Genomic DNA, 3,450 nt, shown 5'->3' on the forward strand with positions numbered 1-3,450 from the left:
TCTTGTGGGCCGAGCGGCGCCAGCACAGCGTGCGGGTGCATTCGGTCGACGACCTGACGCCGCTGGATGCGCTGAAGGTCGGCATCGCGCAGGCCTTCGCGCTGATCCCGGGCACGAGCCGCTCGGGCGCCACGATCATCGGCGGGATGCTGTTCGGGCTGTCGAGGCAGGTGGCGACCGAGTTCACCTTCTACCTGGCGATCCCGACGCTGGGCGTCGCGTCGGTGTATTCGCTCTACAAGGAGCGCGCGCTGCTGTCGGTCGACGACCTGGGCATGTGGGTGGTCGGCATGGTGGCCGCCTTCATCTCGGCGTTCTTCTGCGTGCGCTGGCTGCTGCGCTACATCTCCACGCACACCTTCGTGCCGTTCGCCTGGTACCGCATCGTGTTCGGCATCGTGGTGCTGGTGACGGCGTGGAGTGGGGTGGTCACCTGGGCGGATTGAGGAGCGGCGCTACGGCGTGAACGGCGTGAACAGCGGTGGCAGGCGCAACTCGACGCCATCCTGCTTTGCCCGCCGCGAGAGATCGGCCATCGTCACGCCGAAATCGTCGAACAGCAACGGCATCGCCTGCAGCGGCTGATCGAGCGGCTGCCAGAAGTCGTCCCAGTGGATCGGCACGACGCGTTTTGCGCCGGTCAGCTGCACCGTCTCATGCCAGTAGGCGCTGCGGTAGGCGTCGTCCTTGCGGCCGAGCGTGCCGACGCCGAGGAACACGGTGTCGACCCGGCGGCCGGCCAAGGCGCCGGGGATGAAGCCGGCGCTGCCTTCGATCAGCCAGCGGCCGCCCGAGGCGTGCTCGACGACGATGCTCCACACCTGGCCCTCGCGCCAGGCTGGTGCGCGCGTCGGCGGGACGACGGGTGCTGCGATGTTCTCCACCGACACGCCGTCGCTCCACGGCGTCGGGCTGTGGCGTGACGCGATGAAGGTCAGCCGGAACTTGCCGAGCGCGACGGCCTCGCCCGCGTGCACCTCATACAGCTGGGCCCGTGGCAGGCCGGCACCGAAGCCGATCTGCATCGTCGAGTTGGAGCCGATCAGCACGGCACCGGTGCGCAGCGCGACGGTGGGCGAGTCCATCGCGTGGTCGTAGTGGGAATGCACGGGGACGACGGCGGCCAGCCGGGTGATGCCCAGGCGCTTCAGGGCGCTGTCGATGGCTGCGGCGTCGGGCCCGATGCGCCCGAAGAAGGTCTGGCGCATGCCGGGCCGCGAGAAGAAGCCGTCGGTCATCCAGGCGGTTTCGCCGTCGTCGAACAGCAGCGTCGCGACGCCGGCGAAGCGCACCGTGACGGCCGAGCCGGCGGGGGCCGGCGGCAGCGTCAGCGGGCGGAACTCATCGAGCGGAGGATGGCGCCGGGCCTGGACCACCAGGAAGGCGATGGCCAGGACCAGCAGCGCCGCCAGCGCCAGCGCGGCGCGCCGAACCTGGCGGAGGGTCACGAATCAGGCGGCGGGGTGGGCGAGGTCGCGCAGCACGGTCGGGCCGACCCGGCGCTCGATCTCGGCCAGCAGCGGCCGGCCCCAGCCCAGCGCGAACATCACTTCGGCCGTGACGAACATCGGGCCGACGAGCAGGCCGATGAGGTCGTCGACGAAGGCCGGTTTGCGCCCTTCGTAGTAGTGGCCGATGAACTGGATGACCCAGCCGGCGATGAAGCTGCCGAGGCCCCAGCCGAGCCAGCTGGCGAGGCTGCCGCCCGAGACCTGCTGCGCCAGCACGGTCAGCACGCCGTTGACGAGGCTGACCGCGAGCCCGAGGGTGAGGTTGCCTCGCGTCAGATACCAGATGGTGGCGAGGCCCCAGGCGATCCAGGCGGGGGTGAGGGCGAGGTTGCCGAGGGTGAAGGCCGGTTTGGCGAGCAGCACGCTGACGGCGAACACGATCAGCGGGATGCCGAAGAAATGGGTGGTGATGTTGCGGCGGTCGCGGTGGTAGGCCGCGTACTGCGACAGGAGGTCCAGGGCCGAACGTTGTCTCGTCATGGTGTTCTCCATGGTCTGGTGCCAGGGGCTGCGGTCGGATGGCCCATCTTAGAGCGGTTGCCGCTGAGCGCAAGCGGCCGACTGTGACTCCTTGCACATGGCGCGTCCGGCCACGGTTTCAAGTCACGGCTTCAAGCCAGCGCGGCCAGCGCCTGGGCCTGCAGTTCCAGCGTGGCCGCCGCGACCACCCGACCGTCAGAACCCATGTGCAGCGCGCGGCCTTGCCAATCGGTGATGACGCCGCCGGCGCCCTCGATCACCGGCACCAGTGCCAGGAAGTCGTAGGGCTGCAGCCCGCTCTCGACCACCAGGTCGACGTGGCCGGAAGCCAATGAGCCGTAGCTGTGGCAATCGCCGCCGAAGCGCCGCAGCGCGGCACGCCGGCTCAGCGCGTCGAAGGCGCGCCAGCCGTCGGCATCGAAGGCGTCGGGCGAGGTGGTGTAGACCCGGGCGTCGGCCAGCCGCGTGCAGCCGCTGCTGCGGCACGGCGCGCCGTTCCAGCGGCTCGGCTGTCCGGCGCGTCCCACCCAGCACTCGCCGAGCGCCGGCAGGTTCACGACGCCGACAACCGGCCGGCCGCGCCACAGCAGCGCCAGCAGGTTGCCCCAGAGCGGCGAGCCGGTGATGAAGGCCTTCGTGCCGTCGATCGGGTCGATCACCCAGACCCGTTCCGCATCGAGCCGTTCGCGGCCGTGTTCCTCGCCGAGCAGGCCGTCGTCGGGTCGCGCCGCGGTGATGCGCTCGCGCAGCATGCGCTCGACCTCGCGGTCGGCGACCGTCACCGGGCTGTCGTCGGCCTTCGTCAGCACCTCGACGCGGCCGCGGAACCAGCGCAGCGCCAGCCTGCCGGCTTCATCGGCCAGCTGTTGGGCCAACCGGACATCGTCGTCCGGCAGCAGGGCGGATGGGGCGGAGGACAGCGCTTCATCGCTCATCGAGGACCTCGTGGGTTGGCATGCATCGTGCGGGAGCGTCATGTGGAAATACACAGATTTGCACAAACGCCAGGAAACGCACAACGCGAATGCATGAAGCGTGCCCTGTGCTGGTGTCCCGCCCCTGTTGTCCCGCCCTCGTTTGAGGCATCCACCGGAGAAGTCCATGACCGTCCATCGCCCCCTGCTTGCCGCCATGCTGTTCACCGCGCTCGCCGTTCCCGGGCTGGCCCGGGCCGGCACGATCACCGCGTACACCGCGCTGGAGGAGAACGAGATCGCCGAGTACGTGGCGGCGGCGAAGCGGAGCCTGCCGGACGTCGACGTGAAGGTGCTGCGCCTGTCCACCGGCGACCTGGGTGCACGCATCCTGGCCGAGGCGAGCAACCCGCAGCACGACGTGATCTGGGGCTGGGCGGTGACGAACATGCTCGACCCGCGCATCGGCGCGATGGTCGAGCCCCATGCCGGGAAAGGCGTCGAGAAGCTGCCGGCCGCCTACCGGGCCGCTGACGGCAGCTGGT

The 3,450-nt window shown here is 70.1% G+C and carries 4 protein-coding genes and 1 pseudogene; 2 read left to right on the forward strand and 3 right to left on the reverse strand.

All coding sequences use genetic code 11. The annotated features are described in order from the left end of the window. Window positions 1–446, forward strand: a 446-nt coding sequence (locus AC1D15_RS22720) for an undecaprenyl-diphosphate phosphatase (protein ID WP_477827752.1), incomplete at its 5' end; no start/stop codon positions are given. Window positions 447–455: 9 nt separating this feature from the next. Here the strand turns inward: AC1D15_RS22720 and AC1D15_RS22725 are convergent. The 3 genes from AC1D15_RS22725 to hisN form a co-directional block, all read right to left on the reverse strand. Beyond that, a complete protein-coding gene (locus AC1D15_RS22725; protein ID WP_477827753.1) occupies window positions 456–1,448 on the reverse strand; it encodes an MBL fold metallo-hydrolase in 993 nt (330 codons plus the stop codon). A 3-nt stretch (window positions 1,449–1,451) separates the two neighbouring features. Next, window positions 1,452–1,991, reverse strand: coding sequence for an Mpo1 family 2-hydroxy fatty acid dioxygenase (locus AC1D15_RS22730; protein ID WP_477827754.1), 540 nt, complete (start codon window positions 1,989–1,991; stop codon window positions 1,452–1,454). A 131-nt stretch (window positions 1,992–2,122) separates the two neighbouring features. Further along, the gene (gene hisN / locus AC1D15_RS22735; protein WP_082004783.1) at window positions 2,123–2,926 is read right to left on the reverse strand and encodes a histidinol-phosphatase; all 804 of its coding nucleotides are present in this window, start codon (window positions 2,924–2,926) and stop codon (window positions 2,123–2,125) included. Window positions 2,927–3,092: 166 nt separating this feature from the next. On the opposite strand from hisN, the pseudogene AC1D15_RS22740 reads away from it, so the two are divergent. Next, a pseudogene (locus tag AC1D15_RS22740) lies at window positions 3,093–3,450 on the forward strand (ABC transporter substrate-binding protein); the annotation flags it as partial.

This window comes from Rhizobacter sp. P2_H2 (genome assembly GCF_056403375.1).